Below are 14,786 nucleotides of genomic sequence, written 5' to 3' on the forward strand. Positions count from 1 at the left end.
CCGTCTTTGACGACGTGACGGATCATCTGGTGTGGTCAGATCGGTCAGGGTGTCAGGCAATCCGGTTTCCTTCGATGTCGATGATCAATTGGCCGTCCTCCTTGGCGAAAGGACCCGGAGGGAGCTTGTCGAGCAGATCGAGGACAGTCTCGGACGGGCGGCAGAGCCTGACGCCCTTCGGCGTGCAGACGATCGGGCGGTTCACGAGGATCGGTTGGTGCGTCATGGCGTCCAGCAATGCGTCGTCGGAGACGTCCGGCGCGGTGAGCCCCATCCCCTCAGCCGGTGAGCGCGCAATGCGCAGCGCCTCGCGCACCGTGATCCCGGCGGCTGCGAACAGCGCCAGAAGCTGCGGGCGCGTCCAGCCCTCCTTGAGGTACTCGATGACGGTCGGCTCGTACCCGGCCGCCTGGATGATCCCGAGGACGTTGCGGGAGGTGCCGCAGTCGGGATTGTGGTGGATGACAACCGGGAAGGTGCTCACGCGGGGAACCTCTCGCGTGTCCGGTTCGCGAACGCGACGAGGCTGAGCATCACCGGCACCTCGACCAGCACGCCCACCACAGTGGCCAGAGCCGCGCCCGAGTTCAGCCCGAAGAGCCCGATCGCCACGGCGACCGCGAGTTCGAAGAAGTTCGACGTGCCGATCAGCGCGCAGGGCGCGGCGACCCGGTGCGGCACGGCCCAAAGATAGGCCCATCCATACCCGAGCGCGAAGATGCCGTAGGACTGGATGATGATCGGAACCGCGATCAGTGCGATCAGCAGCGGTTGCGCAAGGATCACCGGCCCCTGAAAGCCGAAGAGGAGCACTACGGTGATAAGGAGACCCACGACCGAAGCCGGTTTGATGCGCGCCGTGAACGCCGTCACCGCGGCCTCGCCACCCTTCGCGATCAGCGCACGTCGCGTCAGGAGACCGGCAATCAGGGGAATGACGATGTAGAGGACGACCGACAGGATCAGCGTCTCCCACGGCACGCTGATGTCGGTCACGCCCAGAAGGAAGGCCACGATAGGGGCAAAGGCCACCACCATGATCAGGTCGTTCACCGAGACCTGCACCAGCGTGTAGTTGGGATCGCCCTTGGTCAGCTGCGACCAGACGAAGACCATCGCGGTGCAGGGCGCGGCGCCGAGCAGGATCAGGCCCGCGATGTATTCCGGCGCGCGCTCAGGATCGATCAGCCCGGCGAAGACGTAGTTGAAGAACAGGACCGCAAGCGCCGCCATCGTGAAGGGCTTGATCAACCAGTTGATGGCCAGCGTGATGACAAGGCCCTTCGGGCGCTGCCCCACCGCCTTGAGCGATCCGAGATCCACCGCGATCATCATCGGATAGACCATCGCCCAGATCAGGACGGCGACGACGAGGTTGACCGAGGCGACCTCCAGCGCGGCCAGCGCGCCGAACAGACCCGGCGCGAGGCTGCCGAGGACGAGCCCGGCCAGGATGCAGAGGGCGACCCAGAGGGTCAGCCAGCGTTCAAACAGGCTCATGAAAGTTCCTTCTCGTCGGGCATGCAGCAGACCGCGGCGGACGGCGCGGTCAGCGTGCCGATAAATTCTGCCAGCGGCTCGAGCGCGGCGGGGTTCAACGCGTAGCAAGTACGCGGGCCGGAGATCTCGCCGGTGATGACCCCGGCGGCCTTCAGGATGCGCAGGTGCTCGGAGACCGTGGACTGCGCCAGGCCGACAGCGTCCACGATGTCGCCGCCGATGCATCCGGGCGTGGCGAGCAGCAGCCGCAGAATGCGCAGCCGTGCCGGATGCGCGAGCGCCTTGGCCAGGTCAGCGATCTCGATGTCAGTATCCTGCATGAGCAATCCCTGTGTTCGTCAATCGTCGATAGACGATAAATGTAGTGCACACAATGGTGTTCGCTGCAGAGCAACCATCGTGGCCAAACGGGCGAAGCGACCTCTCGTGATCGTTTTAAATCAATGATTTAAGGTGGAGAAGGTTGGACGTCAGGCCCATTCCCTCCGCCATTATCCCTGTTGCGAACACGGACAGGTTCCCCACGAGGTGCGGAAATCGTCGTGTTTTCAAAGGGCTTTGCTCTCCCCATGCGAACCTCTGAGACTGCGCGCCGGGCCCGTTCCGGGCTCTGAACGACTCTCCGTCTCTGTTCGGGCGAACCTCACCGAATTCGGTTCGGTTGGATTTTTTCACGCTTTTCCAATGGCCTGAGTTTCAACCCCGCCAAAACTTCGGGCCTTGTGTCAATCGCCTTGGAGGGGAACAGAGCCGCAACACGCGAGGGGCGCAGCCGCTGGGTGCGCTGGCCGAATGGCGCGTAGCGGTGGCGGTGTCCGCCCGTGACGAGAACCGGAAAACCCCGACGACAAAAGGACTTGAACTCGTTAGCGTTACAAGGCGCAGGGCGGTGACCAACGGCACTTGCGAACCAGCCATCATCATATGGAACGATTTTCAGGAGAGTGCATGGGAACAGTCGATATCATCCCCGACATCCACGGGCAGATCGCGAAACTACGGGGAGCGCTCGATGCACTCGGATGGCGGCGGAACGCGGCGGGCTGGATCCATCCCGACCCGGAGCGGACCATCGTTTTTCTGGGCGACTTCATCGACCGTGGGCCGGAGAACCGGGCCGTCATTCACCTGGTGCGCGACCTGATCGACAGCGGCAAGGCCCGCGCGATCATGGGCAACCACGAGCTCAATGCCCTTCACTTCCACACGGCCCACCCCGAGACCGGCCAGCCCCTCCGCGCTCATTCGGAGAAGAACCTGCGCCAGCACGCAAGCTTCCTGGCGGAGTTCCCCGTCGGTGCCGGCGAGACCCACGAGGCGCTGGCGTGGATGCACAGCCTCCCGCTGTTTCTGGAAGCTGAGGGATTCCGCGCCGTGCATGCCTGCTGGGTCGCCCCCTCGATCGACCGCGTGCGGGCGCTCACCAAGGACGGCGTTCTGTCCGAAGAGCAGTTGATCCGCGCGGCTGACCCTGCCGACGAGCTTTTCCACCTTGCCGAGGAAATCACGAAGGGGCCCGAACACCAGCTTCCCGATGGGTTTGCATTCCGCGACAAAGACGGCACCCACCGCGATCACGTTCGGCTGCAATGGTGGAATGCAGGGGCCCGGACCTGGCGTGACATCTCTATCTCGGTTCCTGTTCCGGATGATCTGCCCGATGCACCACTACCGGGAACCCTGATGGCGCAGACCTATCCCGTCCACGAACGCCTCGTCTTCTTCGGTCACTACTGGCTCAGCGGCGATCCGGTCCTGCAGGCTCCGAACGCGCTGTGCCTCGACTATTCCGCAGGCAAGGATGGGCCGCTGGTCACATACGAACTGCACCCGGGTGAGACGTTGCTCTCCCCCGACCGGGTTTGGCTTCACGCGATCCCTTACTGACCCTTCGTCTCAGTCGAACACCCGCCCCGGCTGCTCGTCCCACGGAAGGGATGCGACGAAGCACAGATCGTAGATGCTGATCGTCGAAGGCTCGCGGTGGACGACCAGCCGCTCAAGAACCTCTGGCGCCAGCCACGCAAGCCGCAGGAGGCGGCCGACGTAGCGGTCGGAGAGGCCCTCGTCGGCGGCGAGGTCGGCGAGCGTGGCGACGTCGCCGCGTTCCAGCCGCTGCCGCCAGCCCCATGCGCGGCCGATGGCGCGCAGCAGGTGGGGATCCTGCCCGCGGCCCATGGCGGCCTCGACATGCTTCGGCGGAAGGATCCGGGGACGACCGCCGCGACGGCGGAGTTCGAGCGGGATATGGACGCGCAGGGTCTCGGGCTCGGGCATCAGGCGACCTCCCTCTTCGGCGGGGCCATCAGCGCCGCGATAGCGCCCAGCCCATCGTGGCGCAGGTCGATGGCGATGCCCGCCTCGCTCACGGTGATGCGCGCGACCAGAAGCTGGACGATGCGTGCCTGCTCGGCCGGGATCAGCGCTTTCCACAGGTCATCGAACTGCGCCAGCGCGACGACGACGGTGGTCTCGTCGAGATCGGGACGGTCCTTCCGGACCGCTCGCGCCGTGCGCGCCGCCACCTCGGGCGTGCGCAGCATCCGGCGGATTTCGCCGATGACGGCCTCCTCGACCATGGCACCTGGCAGCCGCTGCGGCCCACGCAACTCGGCTGCAGGATCGTTCCGGATCACGTCCATGGACGTGTAGTAGCAGTAACGCTTGCCCTTCCGCTTGGTGTGGTGCGGCGTCATGGCGGCACCGGTCTCGGTGAAGATCAGCCCGCGCAGGAGCGCAGGCTGCGCCGCGCGCGCCACCGCCGCCCGCGCCACACGGTTGTTGGCGATGACCGCGTGCACCTCGTCCCATAGCTTCTGGTCGATGATCGCGGCGTGTTCGCCCGGATAGACGTCGTCCTTGTGCACCGCGAGGCCGAGATAGACCTTGTTGTGCAGGAACTTCAGCAGGTAGCCCCGGTCGAACACCGCGCCGCGCTTGGTGCGGATCCCGCGCGCGTGCAGTTCCTTCAGCACCTGCGCGGTGGAACTTGACCGCGCATAGAGGCGGAAGATCGTCCGGACCTGTTCCGCCTCAGCGGGCTCGATCACCAGCTTGCGGTCCTTCACGACATAGCCAAGGGGCACCGGACCGCCCATCCACATCCCCTTCCGGCGGGAGGCCGCGAACTTGTCCCGGATCCGCTCGCCGATCACCTCGCGTTCGAACTGGGCGAAGCTGAGCAGGATGTTCAGCGTCAGCCGGCCCATGGACGTGGTGGTGTTGAAAGACTGGGTGACCGAGACGAAGGTCACGCCGAGGCGGTCGAAGATCTCCACCAGCTTTGAGAAGTCCATCAGCGCGCGGCTGAGGCGGTCGATCTTGTAGACCACGACCACGTCGACCAAACCGTCCTCGATGTCGGCGATCAGCTGCGTCAGCGCCGGGCGGTCCAGCGTCCCGCCGGAAAAGCCGCCGTCGTCGTAGCGGTCGCGCAGGGCGACCCAGCCCTCGGCGCGCTGGGAGGCGATGTAGGCCTCGCAGGCTTCGCGCTGCGCGTCGAGGCTGTTGAACTCCATGTCGAGCCCTTCCTCGCTCGACTTGCGGGTATAGATAGCGCAGCGCAGGCGGCGGACGGGTTCGGGCTTGGCGCGGCTCATGGGGCGGGCCTCCGCACCATGGGCCACCCCCGCGCTCTGGGAGTGCAAGACTATGAACGCGAAGAACTGGCGCGAGACGGTGGCCAAGGGCGTGACCGTCGCGAAGCCGGTCTATGCCGCGCAGATCGCGCTCTACCAAGCCTACATGGAAGCGACGGTGCCGGGCATCAGCGCGAACCCCGCGCTGTTCACCGCGATCAACAAGGACACGGCCGAGCTGCACCACGACCTCGTGCCCTTCGATGCCGACCTCGCGCAGCGCATGTCGGACCGCGGCGTCCGGATCCTGCGGGCGACCGACGCGGGCGAGCTGCTCCCGCGCATCGCCGCCAATCGCGACTTCTTCGAATGCCGGTTCTGCCCGTGTGCCGAGCGCTGCTGGAGCCTGCCGGCATGAGCGACGACAACATCATCCATTTCAATCCCCGGCGGGATTTCAACGACGCGGCACCTCTGGCCGATCCCTTCGCGGTCGAACCGGACGCGGGCCAGATCGCGCGCTTCGTCGATGTGGTCTTTGGCTATTCCGACGGGCTGATCCCGGTTCGCGGTTTCGTCGACAAGGGTCAGGGCAAGGACGGCCGGCCGCACAACATCTGGATCGAGGCGGACGCCACCGCGCCAAAGAAGCTCGCCACCTTCGCCGGCTGGGCCGCGCGCGAGGGGGCTGCGGTCTACGTCATCCTCGGCACCGTCGCGGAAACGGGCCAGACCCGCGCCGCGGATGTCCTGCAGATGCAAAGCCTCGTGGTCGATCTCGACTCGGGCGACATCCCGGCCAAGCTTGATCATCTGGTCCACCACCTCGGGCGACCGACGCTCACCGTCGAGAGCGGCGGGCGCACGCCCGAGGGCGCGACCAAGCTCCATGTCTGGTGGAAGCTGACCGAACCCGCGGAGGGTGCCGATCTCGCCCGGCTCTGCCAGCTTCGTGGCGAGATCGCGCTGAAGGTGGGTGGCGACACGCATTTCCGCTCGGCCCACCAGCCGATCCGCGTGCCCGGCACCGTCTATCACAAGGGCGGGCTCACCCGGCTGGTGCAGATCCGCGAGGCGACAGAGCTCGAGGTCGATCACGCCGAGATGGCTGAGCGCGTCGCCGACATGCCGCCCATGCCAGGCGTCGGCATGGCGACGGCAGAGCCCCGCGAGAAACCCGCCATTGACGACGTGCTGGTGACCCTGGTGCACGAGGGCGGCACGGACGACTGGTCCCGTTTCGAGGGTGCTTCGGCCGCCATCGGTTATTTCCTGCGGCCGGTCCACGAGGGCCGGATGTCGATGGACGAGGGCTGGACGGCGATCTCCGGCTACAACGCCGCGATGCTGCGCCCCTGCTGGCCGCTCGACCGGCTGAAGCGCGAGACCAACCGCCTGTGGAAGCTGCATATCAAGCGGCACGGGTCGCCGCTGATCCGTCTCGACAGCGCGGCGCCCGCGCAAACCGACCTGCCCACCTTCACGCTGGGCGCGCTGCTCGACGACACGAGCCCGATGCCCGACGACATCATCGGCCCGCGCGTGCTGACGCCGGGCGGCCTCTTGGCGCTGGGCGGCGCGCCCAAGGTCGGCAAGAGCGACCTGGCTGATCGCATTGCTTGTGCAACATGGCGGCCGGCGTGCCCTTCCTCGGCTTCACCCTGCCGCGGCCGCTGCGGATTTTCTATCTGCAGGCCGAGCTGCAGTATCACTACCTGCGCGAGCGCCTCCACCAGATCGGCCTGCCGTCCGAAGTCCTTGTTGCCGCCCGAGACGGCTCTGTGGCCACCCCGCGGCTGAAGCTGCTGCTCGACGCACGAGTGGCAGTCACCCGAGTGCTGGAGGCAATCCGGAGCGCCTTTCCCGAGAGCCCGCCCGATATCATCTGCATCGATCCGATCCGGAACGTCTTCGACGGCGGGCCGGCGGGTCCGAACGGCGGCAGCGCCGGCGAGAACGACAACAGCGCGATGATGTTCTTCCTCAAGGAACGCGTCGAAGCGCTGCAGGCAGCGGTCAATCCCGATGCCGGCGTCATCCTCGTCCACCACACGAAGAAGCTCTCGAAGCAGCAGGTGAAGGACGATCCGTTCCTGGCTCTCTCCGGTGCCAGTGCTCTCCGGGGCTACTACACCTCCGGCCTGATCCTGCACCGCCCCGACGACGACAGCACCACCCGCCGCCTCGAGATCGAACTGCGCAACGGCCCGGCCCTGGAGGCGAAGCTGGTCGACAAGATCGGGGGCACATGGGTTGAGGTCAGCCGGCTCTTCGAACGCGTCGTGCGGCCAGGAAATGGGCGCGAAGCACGACGCCGAGCGGGATCGCAAGCGCGACGTCATCCTCTCGATCCTGCTCGCCGAGGCCGCCGAGGGGCGGCTCTACACCTCGACGCAGTTCCGCGAGGCCTTCGAGAACCAGCACGGTCTCGGCAGCCAGTCGACCATCCGTGACCGGATCGCCGTTCAAGCCACCAAGGGGGCGATCAGCCTGCATCCGCGACGGCGCCCTCTACGGGCTTGGGCCGTCGCGGTCGCGCTTCGGGTACCTCTGCGTCGAGGGGATGGTCATGCCCACGGGCGGCGAGGATGTCGATCCGGCGACCGGCGAGGTCAACCTCGCCAGCATCGCAGTGCTGCCCACCCATTACAAATCGCCGCAGACAGGGGCGCTGCTCGAGGTCGAGAACCCCCAGGTCTGGGTTTATCCGGAGGGTGAACGGACATGATCGCCCCCGCAGATCGCTCTCGCACAGAATTGCGCAGCGGCCAGTTTGAACCAGATGTGGCCTTGCCGAAACTGCCCTGCCACCCTCACGCAGAAGCGCAAAGCGCCCGCTGTGCCCAGTTTCGGCCCGCATCCGAAACTGCCCCCGCAGGATTGCGCGGATGCCGCAACCGCTACGCTGCACCCAGTTTCGGGCGAGTCAGGCGAAAGCACCCTCCCGAAACTGGAATTCCCATTTCTTGTCAGCGTGTTGATGCGGTTTTCCAGTTTCGGGGGTGAAACCACCCCTCCGGGGGTGGGGGAGAACGCCGCAGGCGGGTTCTCCCACGCCCACCCTCAGGGGTTTCGCGCGCGATGCCTGCCCACGCGCCAACCTTCCGATCCGGCGACGGCGGCCCCGTACCGCCAAGCACCAGACCGCCGTCGTCTTCCACCCGAGCAGCCAACCAGAAGAGGAGACTACTCATGGCTGACCTGACTCTCGCCGCACACCGCCGCGAGGCAATCCCCGATCTGCCACCCGCCGTCCGGGCCAACCGCGCGATGCTGGCGCTCGACCTCGGCACCGCCACGGGCCCGTCGCCGCCATCTGGTTCGAGGAGGTCCGCCGCCACGCGGCCACCGACGCGGCCCATGTCTATGGCGGGCTGATGGCCACGCTGACCGCATGGGCCGAACTGCGCGGCATTCCCTACGAGGGCGTCCCGGTCGGCACGATCAAGCGCCACGCCACCGGCAAGGGCAACGCTCCCAAGCAGGCGATGATCGCCGCGGCCGGGGCGCGCGGCTTCAGCCCCGCCGACGACAACGAGGCCGACGCCATCGCGATCCTGCTCTGGGCGCTGGAGACCAAGGGGGGCCTGCAATGAGGCGGTTTCCCCGTGGCTATGGCGGCGAGCGCCGCAACCCCGAACAGGTCAAGCGCGACGGCTGGAAGGAGCAACGCGTGTTCGCAGTTTCCCTTGACGATCAGAGACTTACTTGGCCTGAGCGGGAGCTGGTGCGGCAACTCGGCGAGCGTCTCTACGGCGCGCGCCCAACACAACGAGAGGTGAGGAAATGACCCCTTGGACACCAGCCGACGTGGAAGCGGCTGGATCTTGCGCGGGATGCGGACCGGGCGCTGGACAGCGCGCCGGGGCTGATCGTGGCGAACTGGGTAAAGAGGTGGTAAGCAAGGAGAGTTGGGCCGTATCGCTCAACAAAGAACCCCGTTTACGGATAACGTCGCAATTGATCTAGGGTCTGGACTCATTGAGTTTCAAAGCCAGTAGATGACGAGGGCAGCAAGTGCGATTGCTGACAAGAATACCTTGGGGCAACGGTCGTACCGGGTCGCCACACGCCTCCAATCCTTGAGCCTGCCGAACATGATCTCGATCCGGTTGCGCCGTTTGTACCGGCGCTTGTCGTACTTGACGGTTTTCTTCCGCTGCTTCCGGCCTGGGATGCAGGCGCGTATCCCTTTGTCTTTCAACGCTTCTCTGAACCAGTCGGCGTCATAGCCGCGATCCCCGAGCAGCCAATCGACATCCGGCAGGCTGCTCAGCAATGCCCGCGCGCCGATGTAATCGCTGACCTGTCCGGCAGTGACGAACAGGTTGAGGGGGCGCCCTGGCTGTCGCAGATGGCGTGCAACTTGGTGTTCATGCCGCCCTTGGTGCGACCAATCAGGCGCCCACGCCCCCTTTTTCACGCCCATGCTGGTCGCGGTGCGGTGGGCCTTCAGGTAAGTGGCGTCGATCATCACGGTCTTCTCTTCGCCGTGCCCGGCCGCCAGACCCGCCATCATTTGGGCAAAGATGCCCTTGTCGCTCCACCGCTTCCAACGGTTGTATAGTGTCTTGTGCGGGCCATAGGCTGCCGGGGCATCGCGCCACCGTAAGCCATTGCGATTGATGAAGATAATCCCGCTTAACACGCGTCGATCATCGACGCGAGGCTTGCCGTGGGACTTGGGGAAGAAAGGCTCAAGACGCGCCATCTGCGCGTCCGTCAACCAAAAAAGATCAGACATGGTCACCGCTCGCTTTTCGAACCGTGAATCACGCCGCCAGTCGGAAATCAATGGGTCCTGAGCCTAGCATCCGAGATCCGGAAGTAAAACAAAGCGGTCAACGTGCTGGAGTCCATTGGCGGCACCCGGACGACGCCGCAGTTTGGCACGGATTGCAACACCTTAAGGAATGCCCGAGATTCAGTCTGCCACATTGGGAAATGGGGCGTGTCGGAGCGGGCCGCCTCCGACACGCCCAGAGTTTGACGCAGCCGCAGGTGCGGCCACGCGGCCGGCGAAAACTCGAGCCAGCCTGGTGGGCTCCGAACGGGTTCGCCGCCATCCCCACCACCGCGCTCGATCCGGCCCACAGTCCGGCGTCTCCCGCGGTCCCCGCGCTTTCGGGTCCGGGTCCCCATCCTCCGCTACCGCCCCGTCAGTCGGGGTTATCGGCTTCCACCGGTGTGATCTTGGTGATTGTCTGAAACTCGCCGAGGAATTCGCGGTGGTTCTGCGCGAGATAACGCACGACACGAGCATTCCCGAGGAGCCTGCCGACATATCCCTTGATCACGGTAAGATGCAGGTGATCCTGGCCGTATGTGTTCTGGATCGAAGCGATACCCTCCTGCAGTCGGGCCAGTTCCTGTTCCATCCGCGCCATGGCCTCTGGAGTGATGCCCTTGACCTTCTTCGGCTTCGACGACTCGAGCAATTGCGATTGCGGTGTTCCCGCGAGGATCGCGTTCACATAGGCGACGGAATAGTTGTTCGCGTTCACCAACAACTCTGCGGTCTCGATCTGCCGCATGGTCTTCATCTTGCGCAGCGCCTCGAAGACGGCGGCCGTGCATGGCTTGTCCTTCAGGATCGCCACCGCTTCCTCGCAGACCCCGTGCAGAAGGTGAATCTTGCGCCGAATGCTGCTGAGATTGAGATCAAGCGCGGCTGCGATTTTCTCATCAGAGACGCCGCGCTCGATTGCCTTGCGGATCATCTTGTGTTCCTGGACCGGAGCGAGGCGGCTGACCTGCCTGTTGTAGGTGAACGCCTCGTCATCGGTGGAAACCAAACATTCCACATCCTGAACGCCTTGGTCCTTCAATACCTCGATCCGCATATGCCCGTCGAGCAGCAGCCATGTGGCGGATCGATCCGGGTTTCGCGCCACGACCGGCGGCTCGACAAGACCTATCTCGCCAATGGAGGCTTGGATCTGTCGATACTTCCGGCTGGATTTGGCGGACTTGCCCAGCGTGCGCAGCGGAAGGATCGCCTCGATGGCAATGGTGACGCAGTCGTCTTCGAAACCGCGATTGACGTCATATGGGGGCTGGTTCGCATCGCGGTTCAAGTCGGCCTCCCATCCGTGACAGTTCTGGCGAGGTCACCCGGCATCGTCTCGAGCCCTTCGGCCCGCAGAAGCGTCATGAAATGCTCGTCCGTGCAGAGTTTCCGAAACGCCTCGCGCACGAACATCAATCGGCTCTGTGTCAACTCTGCCTTCTTGATCAACAGCTTCTGACGGGTGGCTTCCTGCTGGTAGGCCCGCACCAGCCCTTCGCTGGTCAGCGCCCGCTTCGCCCCGTCGCGGCGGCCAAAGGGATTGTGGCGCAGCTGCGGACCTCGCAGGTCGCGCTGCTGGATCAGCCGGCGCACGAGGGTCAGCTTTCTGCCGCGCAGCTTGTTTTGTGTGTAGGCGTCCATCAGCGCCTTCTGCGCGCCCTTTGCGTCGGTCTTAGAAATCTGGATGGCGAGGTTCAATGGCAGGAGGCCGGTTTCCACGGCTGAGACCAAGCGTTCCTCGCCGTTTTCCAGCAACCCGGCGATCATGGTGACGTATTCCGTGGAAACACCGATTTTCTCGGCGATCTGACGGTCGCTGTAGCCTCGTTTGCGGAGTGCGCCGATTTCGCGCATCAGGTCGATCGGGTTGTGCTGTCGCCGCGCGCAGTTCTCGACGAGGCTCATCACGAGGCAATCGCTCTCGTCGGCCTCAATCACGATGGCCGGGATGCGGTCCTGCTTGAGCTGGATGAAGGCCTCGAGGCGGCCCTGTCCGCAGACGAGGTCATATTCCAGCGGATCGGTGCCTTTGCGCGGCGCCACGGTGATCGGGCGCTTCAAGCCAATGCGGGCAAGGTTGGCCACCATTTCCTCGAAGGTTCGCCGGTTGCGGACTCGCGGGTTGAGGATCCGAATTTTGTCGGTCGGGATCAGGGTCACCTGCTTGTTGCTCTTCGGCTCCATATCCTCGAGCATCACACCACCTCCGCGATCATGGCCCGCGAGGCGAGCGCGTAGAAGAAATCAAGCGTATCGAACCTGTAGGCATCCAGCGCCAGTCCGTTCTGCTCGGCGAATTTCAGGCGGCCAAAGGTCATGTCGATGCTGGGCAGCACGTAGTAATCCCGCCGCGCCTCGTTTACTTCGTCCATGCGCACCGCAATCGTGATGTCAGGGACGAGGCCGGTGTCAAGGCGGATATGCCACCGCAGCGATCCGGCCGCCGTCGCCGTGCAGCGGGCGAGCACGATGGAAACCGTCAACTCGTCGTTGATGCGAACCAAGTCTGTCGCCGGGTCCTGCACGGCCCATCCGCCGTGGCGGGTGACCCCCGCCATGATCTCGGCCACCACCTGCGGGTGGGCCTGCCGCAGCGCGCGATTGATCTCGATGTAGCTATAGTCGCGGTCTGGCTCGTAGCCGATCAGCCGGTATGCCCGCAGCAGGCTGCCGAAGCGGCTGCGATAGGCGCTGGAGGACGGCAGGCCGTCCTCCTCGTCAATGATCAGCCCCGACAGCATCCCCTGGCGTTTCAGGATCGCGCGCAGGGCTTCCAGCAGTTCCTCGTCCGAGAAATGGCGGCTGCGCGCATCCATGATCTCCCGAGCGCGCAGGAACAGAGCCTGATCGACGATGGCGGGAAAGGCACCTTCCGCGCGGATCCACATCTCGCGCGGGTTCACCACACGGCGCTGCTTCAGCTTGAATGGCACCTTATTGAATACGTTGTTTCCGATGTATTTTTCGTTGGTCAACACCTGATGGACGGTCGCCCGCGTCCAGAGGCGGTCAAGATCGGTGCGGTGCCCTTCGGCGTTCAAGGTCTCCGCAATCTCGCGCTCCGGACGGCCCTCGCCCGCGAACATCTCGTACATGCGCTGGACGACGCGCTGTTCCGTTTCCGGGCCGGGCACCAGGATCACGCGGTCGGTTTGCAGGCTCTTCTGCTCGCCGCGCGACAACTCGCCCTTCAGGTTGCCGTGCTCGTCGATCAGTACCCGTCGCAGCCCGTATCCGGCCGCGCCACCTTGGCGATAGCCCAGCTCGACGAGGCGGCATTGCCCAGCGAAGACCTTCACGGACAGCTCGCGACTGTATTCGCCCGCCATCACCCGTTTGACGGTCTTTAGCAGGTTCGAGCCGATGCTGCCGTCATTCTCGAACTGCTCGCCGCAGTAGTGGACGCGGATCCCCGCGCGCGAACAGACATGCTCGTGATAGGCGCCTTCGTCGGCATCCTGAAATCTGCCCCAGCGGCTGACGTCATAGACAAGTATCGCCTTGAAATCGGCCTGACCGGATTGAACCTCGGCCATCAGATTCTGCAGCGCCTCGCGCCCGTCGAGGCGTAGCCCGCTCCGACCCGCATCCTCGAATACCCGCAGGATCTGCAGACCGCGCGCAGCCGCATAGCTGCGGATGACGTCCAACTGGTTTTCGGTTGAGCATTTCTGGTGATCGGTGGACATCCGGACATAGGCGACCGCAGGCACGTCCATCTCGGGCAGCCCGTCGTTCCTGTTCGAATTGGTCGTCCAACGCCCCCCCAAGTGCACACCTCCCCGTCATTCAAGGAAAATTCGTCCAATCCGCGCGAAGCTGCGGCTGAATCCCCCTCGTCCATGTAAAGCGAGGGAGGCCGGAATGTCGTTTCCGAAAAAGGGCAAGTTCTTTCCGAAAGAAAGCGGATATGCTGCGGACAACTGGTTCGCCGCTGAAATCGCGTCAGCCCTGAGGCGATCTCTCGGAGACAGCAGGGCGGGGGCGAAGATCGTCGCCTCCTGGACCGATGCCAACGAGAAGACGGTGAAAAACTGGCTCGCCGGCAGATACGGTCCGAGCGGAGAGCATCTGGTTGCCCTGGCGCGACATTCCGACGAGGTGCTGGGAATGTTCCTCGCAATGGCGGGGCGGGAGGAACTGATGGCAGCCACAAAGCTCGCGGCGGCCGAGCGGGCGATCGCCGAGTTGCTGGATGCCGTACGGCGGTTGGGCGACGATCAGCGCGACTGACGGGGGCGGCGCTGCGCGACGGGTGCCGTTCGGCCTTGTCTGGTGTTCGTTATTGGTTATATTGAATGCGCGAGCAGCAATCGGAGGCTAGCCCATGTCCCGAACTACGACCATGACCGTCCGTGTCGGCGGCGCGCTGAGCGATTTCGTGGCCGCCAATGTCGGTGAGGATGGTTCCTATGAGAACGTCAGCGAGTACATCCGCGATCTGATCCGGCGCGACAAGGAGCGGGCGGAAGCCGAGACTTTCGACCGCCTGAAGGCCGAGCTGAACCGTGCCTTCGCCGCGCCCGAGGACAGCTACAAGCCGCTGACCGCTGCCGAGGTGATCGCCCGGAACCGGACCTGAGCCGATGGCGATCCGCATCCAGGAGGCGGCATCGGTCCGTCTCGACGAAATCTACCGGTACACGCGTGACCGGTGGGGCGAAGCGCAGGCCGACACCTATGTCACCGGCCTCTTCGCCGCGTTCGAGCAGATCGAAACGCATGCTGTGATGTCGAGGCCCGTGCCAGCCGAGTTCAGGGTGGAAGGGTATTTCTTTCGCTACGAGCGTCATTTCGTTTATTGGAGACGGCTTTTGAACGACGACATCGGGATCGTCACCATCCTGCACGAGCGAATGCATCAGATGGATCGATTCAAGGATGACTTCTCGTAATGCGTTGATTGTATTTTGATAACG

At 64.5% G+C, this 14,786-nt stretch carries 17 protein-coding genes and 1 pseudogene; 9 read left to right on the forward strand and 9 right to left on the reverse strand.

Annotated features, from left to right (window positions below):
• Positions 1-52: 52 nt before the first annotated feature.
• From arsC to PE067_RS03350, 3 genes are read right to left on the reverse strand one after another with little or no spacing between them, the layout of a single operon-like run.
• A complete protein-coding gene (arsC, locus tag PE067_RS03340; protein ID WP_276187836.1) occupies positions 53-484 on the reverse strand; it encodes an arsenate reductase (glutaredoxin) in 432 nt (143 codons plus the stop codon).
• Positions 481-1,500 (reverse strand): ACR3 family arsenite efflux transporter, encoded by a 1,020-nt coding sequence (gene arsB, locus PE067_RS03345; protein WP_276187837.1) that lies wholly within the window; start codon positions 1,498-1,500, stop codon positions 481-483. The genes arsC and arsB overlap by 4 nt, the downstream gene beginning before the upstream one ends.
• The gene (locus PE067_RS03350) at positions 1,497-1,820 is read right to left on the reverse strand and encodes a metalloregulator ArsR/SmtB family transcription factor (protein ID WP_276187838.1); all 324 of its coding nucleotides are present in this window, start codon (positions 1,818-1,820) and stop codon (positions 1,497-1,499) included. The genes arsB and PE067_RS03350 overlap by 4 nt, the downstream gene beginning before the upstream one ends.
• A 628-nt stretch (positions 1,821-2,448) precedes the next feature.
• On the opposite strand from PE067_RS03350, the gene PE067_RS03355 reads away from it, so the two are divergent.
• Positions 2,449-3,387, forward strand: a complete 939-nt coding sequence (locus PE067_RS03355; protein WP_276187839.1) for a metallophosphoesterase — start codon at positions 2,449-2,451, stop codon at positions 3,385-3,387.
• 9 nt (positions 3,388-3,396) lie between these two features.
• Here PE067_RS03355 and PE067_RS03360 read toward each other — a convergent pair whose 3' ends face one another.
• Entirely contained in the window at positions 3,397-3,777 is a 381-nt protein-coding gene (locus tag PE067_RS03360) for a hypothetical protein (RefSeq protein WP_276187840.1), read from the reverse strand.
• A complete protein-coding gene (locus PE067_RS03365; RefSeq protein ID WP_276187841.1) occupies positions 3,777-5,099 on the reverse strand; it encodes a recombinase family protein in 1,323 nt (440 codons plus the stop codon). The genes PE067_RS03360 and PE067_RS03365 overlap by 1 nt, the downstream gene beginning before the upstream one ends.
• Before the next feature lie 52 nt (positions 5,100-5,151).
• Between PE067_RS03365 and PE067_RS03370 the strand changes: the two genes are divergently transcribed.
• From PE067_RS03370 to PE067_RS03390, 5 genes and pseudogenes are all read left to right on the forward strand, one after another.
• Entirely contained in the window at positions 5,152-5,496 is a 345-nt protein-coding gene (locus PE067_RS03370; RefSeq protein ID WP_276187842.1) for a hypothetical protein, read from the forward strand.
• Positions 5,497-6,706: 1,210 nt separating this feature from the next.
• Complete coding sequence (locus tag PE067_RS03375) at positions 6,707-7,531, forward strand: AAA family ATPase (protein WP_276187843.1); 825 nt, start codon at positions 6,707-6,709, stop codon at positions 7,529-7,531.
• Positions 7,532-7,647: 116 nt separating this feature from the next.
• A complete protein-coding gene (locus tag PE067_RS03380; RefSeq protein WP_276187844.1) occupies positions 7,648-7,806 on the forward strand; it encodes a hypothetical protein in 159 nt (52 codons plus the stop codon).
• Positions 7,807-8,377: 571 nt separating this feature from the next.
• Positions 8,378-8,674, forward strand: a pseudogene (locus tag PE067_RS03385) (hypothetical protein); the annotation flags it as partial.
• Complete coding sequence (locus PE067_RS03390; RefSeq protein ID WP_081962562.1) at positions 8,671-8,868, forward strand: hypothetical protein; 198 nt, start codon at positions 8,671-8,673, stop codon at positions 8,866-8,868. The pseudogene PE067_RS03385 and the gene PE067_RS03390, both read left to right, overlap by 4 nt.
• Positions 8,869-9,066: 198 nt before the next feature.
• On the opposite strand, the gene PE067_RS03395 is transcribed toward PE067_RS03390, so the two are convergent.
• From PE067_RS03395 to PE067_RS03410, 4 genes are all read right to left on the reverse strand, one after another.
• On the reverse strand, positions 9,067-9,822 hold the full coding sequence (locus PE067_RS03395; protein WP_276187255.1) for an IS5 family transposase: 756 nt from the start codon (positions 9,820-9,822) through the stop codon (positions 9,067-9,069).
• A gap of 415 nt (positions 9,823-10,237) precedes the next feature.
• Positions 10,238-11,155 (reverse strand): plasmid partitioning protein RepB C-terminal domain-containing protein, encoded by a 918-nt coding sequence (locus PE067_RS03400; RefSeq protein ID WP_276187846.1) that lies wholly within the window; start codon positions 11,153-11,155, stop codon positions 10,238-10,240.
• Complete coding sequence (locus PE067_RS03405; protein WP_276187847.1) at positions 11,152-12,063, reverse strand: plasmid partitioning protein RepB C-terminal domain-containing protein; 912 nt, start codon at positions 12,061-12,063, stop codon at positions 11,152-11,154. The genes PE067_RS03400 and PE067_RS03405 overlap by 4 nt, the downstream gene beginning before the upstream one ends.
• Complete coding sequence (locus tag PE067_RS03410) at positions 12,063-13,586, reverse strand: recombinase family protein (protein WP_276187848.1); 1,524 nt, start codon at positions 13,584-13,586, stop codon at positions 12,063-12,065. Before PE067_RS03410 ends, PE067_RS03405 begins: the two co-directional genes overlap by 1 nt.
• A 145-nt stretch (positions 13,587-13,731) precedes the next feature.
• Between PE067_RS03410 and PE067_RS03415 the strand changes: the two genes are divergently transcribed.
• From PE067_RS03415 to PE067_RS03425, 3 genes are all read left to right on the forward strand, one after another.
• Positions 13,732-14,100 carry a hypothetical protein gene (locus tag PE067_RS03415; protein ID WP_276187849.1) on the forward strand — a complete coding sequence of 123 codons (369 nt, stop codon included), beginning with the start codon at positions 13,732-13,734 and terminating at the stop codon, positions 14,098-14,100.
• Positions 14,101-14,194: 94 nt separating this feature from the next.
• Positions 14,195-14,449: an addiction module antitoxin gene (locus PE067_RS03420; RefSeq protein WP_276187850.1), complete on the forward strand. Its 255-nt coding sequence runs from the start codon at positions 14,195-14,197 to the stop codon at positions 14,447-14,449.
• 4 nt (positions 14,450-14,453) lie between these two features.
• The gene (locus PE067_RS03425; protein WP_276187851.1) at positions 14,454-14,762 is read left to right on the forward strand and encodes a type II toxin-antitoxin system RelE/ParE family toxin; all 309 of its coding nucleotides are present in this window, start codon (positions 14,454-14,456) and stop codon (positions 14,760-14,762) included.
• Positions 14,763-14,786: the final 24 nt, after the last annotated feature.

Source organism: Paracoccus sp. DMF-8 (genome assembly GCF_029309835.1).
In the GTDB taxonomy this organism is placed as follows: domain Bacteria; phylum Pseudomonadota; class Alphaproteobacteria; order Rhodobacterales; family Rhodobacteraceae; genus Paracoccus.

What these genes read in the sequence shown, in the direction of transcription:
- arsB (WP_276187837.1), bottom strand. Translation starts at nt 1,500, where the DNA reads ATGAGCCTGTTTGAACGCTGGCTGACCCTCTGGGTCGCCCTCTGCATC.
- PE067_RS03350 (WP_276187838.1), bottom strand. Translation starts at nt 1,820, where the DNA reads ATGCAGGATACTGACATCGAGATCGCTGACCTGGCCAAGGCGCTCGCG.
- PE067_RS03355 (WP_276187839.1), top strand. Translation starts at nt 2,449, where the DNA reads ATGGGAACAGTCGATATCATCCCCGACATCCACGGGCAGATCGCGAAA.
- PE067_RS03360 (WP_276187840.1), bottom strand. Translation starts at nt 3,777, where the DNA reads ATGCCCGAGCCCGAGACCCTGCGCGTCCATATCCCGCTCGAACTCCGC.
- PE067_RS03365 (WP_276187841.1), bottom strand. Translation starts at nt 5,099, where the DNA reads ATGAGCCGCGCCAAGCCCGAACCCGTCCGCCGCCTGCGCTGCGCTATC.
- PE067_RS03370 (WP_276187842.1), top strand. Translation starts at nt 5,152, where the DNA reads ATGAACGCGAAGAACTGGCGCGAGACGGTGGCCAAGGGCGTGACCGTC.
- PE067_RS03375 (WP_276187843.1), top strand. Translation starts at nt 6,707, where the DNA reads ATGGCGGCCGGCGTGCCCTTCCTCGGCTTCACCCTGCCGCGGCCGCTG.
- PE067_RS03380 (WP_276187844.1), top strand. Translation starts at nt 7,648, where the DNA reads ATGCCCACGGGCGGCGAGGATGTCGATCCGGCGACCGGCGAGGTCAAC.
- PE067_RS03390 (WP_081962562.1), top strand. Translation starts at nt 8,671, where the DNA reads ATGAGGCGGTTTCCCCGTGGCTATGGCGGCGAGCGCCGCAACCCCGAA.
- PE067_RS03395 (WP_276187255.1), bottom strand. Translation starts at nt 9,822, where the DNA reads ATGTCTGATCTTTTTTGGTTGACGGACGCGCAGATGGCGCGTCTTGAG.
- PE067_RS03405 (WP_276187847.1), bottom strand. Translation starts at nt 12,063, where the DNA reads ATGCTCGAGGATATGGAGCCGAAGAGCAACAAGCAGGTGACCCTGATC.
- PE067_RS03410 (WP_276187848.1), bottom strand. Translation starts at nt 13,586, where the DNA reads ATGGACGTGCCTGCGGTCGCCTATGTCCGGATGTCCACCGATCACCAG.
- PE067_RS03415 (WP_276187849.1), top strand. Translation starts at nt 13,732, where the DNA reads ATGTCGTTTCCGAAAAAGGGCAAGTTCTTTCCGAAAGAAAGCGGATAT.
- PE067_RS03420 (WP_276187850.1), top strand. Translation starts at nt 14,195, where the DNA reads ATGTCCCGAACTACGACCATGACCGTCCGTGTCGGCGGCGCGCTGAGC.
- PE067_RS03425 (WP_276187851.1), top strand. Translation starts at nt 14,454, where the DNA reads ATGGCGATCCGCATCCAGGAGGCGGCATCGGTCCGTCTCGACGAAATC.